Here is a 3,777-nt window from a genome sequence, read left to right on the forward strand (position 1 = left end):
GCGTTCGGCGGCGGGCCCAAGAAAATGACTGACCAGAAAATGATCGACCATCGCGGCAAGCGCTTCGACGGTTTCCGCCGACGGGACATCCGGCAGCGTCGACCTACGGATCATGACCACCTCGATGCCGAGCGCCCGCGCTGCGGCGATCTTGCCGTAGGTCCCCTCACCGCCGCTGTTCTTGGAAACGACGACGTCGATGCGGTGTTCCAGAAGCAGTGCACGTTCGTCGGCTTCCCGGAACGGCCCGCGCGCCAAGAGATAGGTCGCATCGGGCACAGCGAGCCTTGGCTCGACCGGATCAACGCTGCGGATAAGATAGTGATGTTGGGGTGCGGCCTCACAAGCGGCGACCTCCTGCCGCCCGAGCGCCAGGAAAACGTGGCGTGGAGCCGACCCCAGCGCCGTCACCGCGCTGGCAACACTGTCGACCAGCGTCCATCGGTCGCCTTCGGCAGGCTCCCAGCCCGGGCGCCTGAGCGCAATGATCGGCACGCCGGCCTCATGCGCCGCTTCCGTGGCATTGGCGGAGATTTGCGCCGCATAGGGATGCGTGGCGTCGATCAGCAGGTCGATGTGGGTCTCGTGCAGATATGCCGCCAGCCCGGCGGCACCACCGAAACCACCCGTACGGGTGGGCACGTCTTGCGCGACAGGATTTTCGGTGCGGCCGGCCAGCGACAGCGTGAGCGACACATCGGTGCGCGCGACCAGCTTTCCCGCCAGTTGCCGGGCTTCGGTGGTTCCGCCGAGGATCAGAATACGGTGGTTCATCATGCCTGCTGACGGTCCGCGCGGCGCCAAGCTCAACTCAAGATGGCTAACAATCGTCGGCATCGGCGAGGACGGTGTAGCGGGTCTCGGCGAAGAGGCCAAGCGGTTGATCGCCGAGGCCGAATTCGTCTTCGGCGGCACACGCCACCTTGCCCTTGTCGCATCGCTCACCAAAGGCGAAGCACGCGCCTGGCCGACCCCTTTCGATGCAGAAATGCGCGACGTGCTGGCACTTGCGGGTAAAAAGGTCTGTGTGCTGGCCTCCGGCGATCCGTCCTTCCATGGTGTCGGCGTCACCCTTGCTCGCAAGGTTCCGTTCCAGGAGACGCAGGTGATCCCCGCCCCTTCTGCCTTCTCACTGGCCTCCGCCCGCCTCAGCTGGGCGCTTCAGGATATTGAGACCATTTCGCTGCACGGCCGCTCGCTCGACCTGATCCGGCCGCTGCTGCATCCGGGCACCCGCATCCTTGCGCTGACCTCGGACGGCGATGCACCAGCCGCGATTGCGCGCCTGCTGACCGAACTCGACTTCGGCGCGTCGCGTCTAACGATTCTGGAGGCACTGGGCGGCCCGAACGAAAGGCTGCGTTCGACGCGCGCGGACGCCTTCGACCTCGAAAAGATCAACCCGCTCAACGTGCTGGCAATCGAAGTTGGATCGACTTCAGAAGGACGCATCCTGCCGCTGACGTCAGGCCTTGGCGATCATTTGTTCGAGCATGACGGCCAGATCACCAAGCGCGAGGTGCGCGCCATCACCCTGTCCGCCCTCGCCCCCAGGCGCGGCGAATTGCTGTGGGACATCGGCGCCGGCTCGGGTTCGATCGGCATCGAATGGATGCTCGCCCATCCCTCCATGCGCGCCATTGCCATCGAGGCCGACCCAACCCGCGCCGCCCGCATCCACCGCAACGCTTCACACTGTGGCGTGCCTGGCCTTGTCGTGGTCGAAGGCTCGGCACCGAAGGCGCTTGCCAGGCTAGGCACGCCCGACGCGATCTTCATCGGCGGCGGCGGCAGCGATACCGGCGTGCTGGGCGCGGCAATCAAGGCCCTGCGTGTTGGCGGCCGGCTGGTCGCCAACGCGGTGACGCTGGAGATGGAGGCGCTGCTTCTCGCCCGTCACGCCGCGGTCGGCGGCGATCTCACCCACATCTCTATCTCCCGTGCTTCACCGGTTGGTTCGATGCAGGCATGGCGGCCGGCTATGCCGGTCACCCAATGGAGCTGGGTCAAGCCATGATGATCGCGGGCATCGGCAGCCGCAAAGGCGTGAATGTGCAAGACGTTCTTGCGGCCATAGAAACCGCGCTGGAAGCGCATGGGCTGGCGATGACGGCGCTTTCGGCGCTCGCCACCGCTTCTCTGAAGCAGGACGAGCAGGCAATCTTCTCGGCGGGGCGCGAGCTCGCCCTGCCAGTGATCGTTGTCGAGGACGATGCGCTCAGGGCCGCGTCTTCGCGCGCAATCAGCCGCTCGAGCCTGTCGCAGGAACATGCCGGCACGCCGTCGGTTTCCGAAGCCTCCGCGCTTGCCGCCGCCGGGAAAGGCGCAAAACTGCTTGGGTCCCGCATCGTGCTCGGCCCGGTCACCTGTGCCATCGCCATCAGCGGAGACGCGGTATGACCGTCCACTTCATCGGCGCCGGACCGGGCGCGGCCGACCTCATTACGTTGCGCGGCAGCCGGCTGCTGGCAAGCTGCCCGGTCTGCCTCTATGCCGGCTCGATCGTCGCCCCGGAACTGTTGCAGCACTGCGCGCCCGGCACGAAATTGATCGACACCGCGCCGATGTCGCTCGACGAGATCGAAGCGGAATATGTGGCGGCCCACCAGGCCGGCCACGATGTCTCCCGCCTGCATTCCGGCGACCTGTCAGTGTGGAGCGCCGTTGCCGAGCAGATCCGCCGGCTGGAGAAGCACGGCATCGCCTATACGCTGACGCCGGGCGTGCCGTCGTTCGCGGCCGCTGCGGCATCGCTGCGCCGCGAACTGACCATTCCCGAAATCGCACAAAGCCTGGTGCTGACCCGCATCTCCGGTCGTGCCTCGAAAATGCCGCCCGGCGAAACCCTGGCCGGCTTCGGCCGCACCGGCGCGACGCTAGCCATTCACCTTGCCATCCACGCCATCGACCGTGTCGTCGCCGAGCTGACGCCATTCTATGGCGGCGATTGCCCGGTGGCGGTTGTCTTCCGCGCCTCCTGGCCGGACGAGCGACTGCTGACCGGCACGCTGGCGACGATCGCGGCGCAATTGGCCGCCGATCCGATGGAGCGCACGGCGATCATCTTCGTCGGCCGCTCACTGGCAGCGGAAGACTTTGGCGAGAGTTCACTTTACGACGCCCATTACCAGCGGCGTTTTCGCGGACGGGACGGATTGTGAACGACGGAACCGGAAGCAGAGGTGGAAACGCGACGATCGAACAGGCTTTGGCCCGGCTGAACTTCAAGCCGCGCCAGCTCGAGCCGGGCCATGTCTGGCTGGCCGGCGCCGGCCCCGGCGATCCCGGCTGCCTGACGCTGGAAGCGCTGGCCGCGCTTGGGCAGTGCGACGCCCTCGTCTACGACGCGCTGGTATCTCCCGATGTCGTGGCAGTGGCGGCGAGTGCCGAGCTGTTCTATGCCGGCAAGCGCGGCCGCCAACCGTCGATGAAGCAGGAAGACATCACCGCCTTGCTTGTGCGGCTGGCGCGAGAAGGCCGCCGCGTCGTCAGGTTGAAAGGCGGCGACCCCTATGTTTTTGGCCGCGGCGGCGAAGAGGCGCTGGCGCTGGCGCGCGAAAACATCCCGTTCCGCATCCTGTCCGGCCTGACTTCAGGTCTCAGCGCGCTGGCTGGAGCCGGCATCCCGGCCACCATGCGCGGCATCAACAAGGCGGTGATCCTGGCCACCGGCCACGCTGCCGGCACCGATGATGATCTCGACTGGGCGGCAATCGCCCGGACCGGCCAGCCGGTCGTTGTCTATATGGGAATGGCCAATCTGCCGCTGATATCAGC

The 3,777-nt window shown here is 66.5% G+C and carries 5 protein-coding genes; 4 read left to right on the plus strand and 1 reads right to left on the minus strand.

Going from position 1 to position 3,777, the window contains the following annotated elements; genetic code table 11:
- Positions 1 to 774, minus strand: a 774-nt coding sequence (locus EOA86_RS26150; protein WP_128344342.1) for a cobalt-precorrin-6A reductase, incomplete at its 3' end; no start/stop codon positions are given.
- A gap of 1 nt (position 775) precedes the next feature.
- On the opposite strand from EOA86_RS26150, the gene cbiE reads away from it, so the two are divergent.
- The 4 genes from cbiE to cobA form a co-directional block, all read left to right on the plus strand.
- On the plus strand, positions 776 to 2,017 hold the full coding sequence (gene cbiE / locus EOA86_RS26155; protein WP_128344337.1) for a precorrin-6y C5,15-methyltransferase (decarboxylating) subunit CbiE: 1,242 nt from the start codon (positions 776 to 778) through the stop codon (positions 2,015 to 2,017).
- Positions 2,014 to 2,400: a cobalamin biosynthesis protein gene (locus tag EOA86_RS26160; protein ID WP_127210533.1), complete on the plus strand. Its 387-nt coding sequence runs from the start codon at positions 2,014 to 2,016 to the stop codon at positions 2,398 to 2,400. The genes cbiE and EOA86_RS26160 overlap by 4 nt, the downstream gene beginning before the upstream one ends.
- Positions 2,397 to 3,161 carry a precorrin-4 C(11)-methyltransferase gene (gene cobM, locus EOA86_RS26165; RefSeq protein ID WP_128344339.1) on the plus strand — a complete coding sequence of 255 codons (765 nt, stop codon included), beginning with the start codon at positions 2,397 to 2,399 and terminating at the stop codon, positions 3,159 to 3,161. Before EOA86_RS26160 ends, cobM begins: the two co-directional genes overlap by 4 nt.
- Positions 3,158 to 3,777: uroporphyrinogen-III C-methyltransferase (gene cobA / locus EOA86_RS26170; RefSeq protein WP_128344340.1), on the plus strand; the 620-nt coding region annotated here is incomplete at its 3' end. The genes cobM and cobA, both read left to right, overlap by 4 nt.

The organism is Mesorhizobium sp. M5C.F.Ca.IN.020.32.2.1 (assembly GCF_004023105.1).
In the GTDB taxonomy this organism is placed as follows: domain Bacteria; phylum Pseudomonadota; class Alphaproteobacteria; order Rhizobiales; family Rhizobiaceae; genus Mesorhizobium; species Mesorhizobium wenxiniae.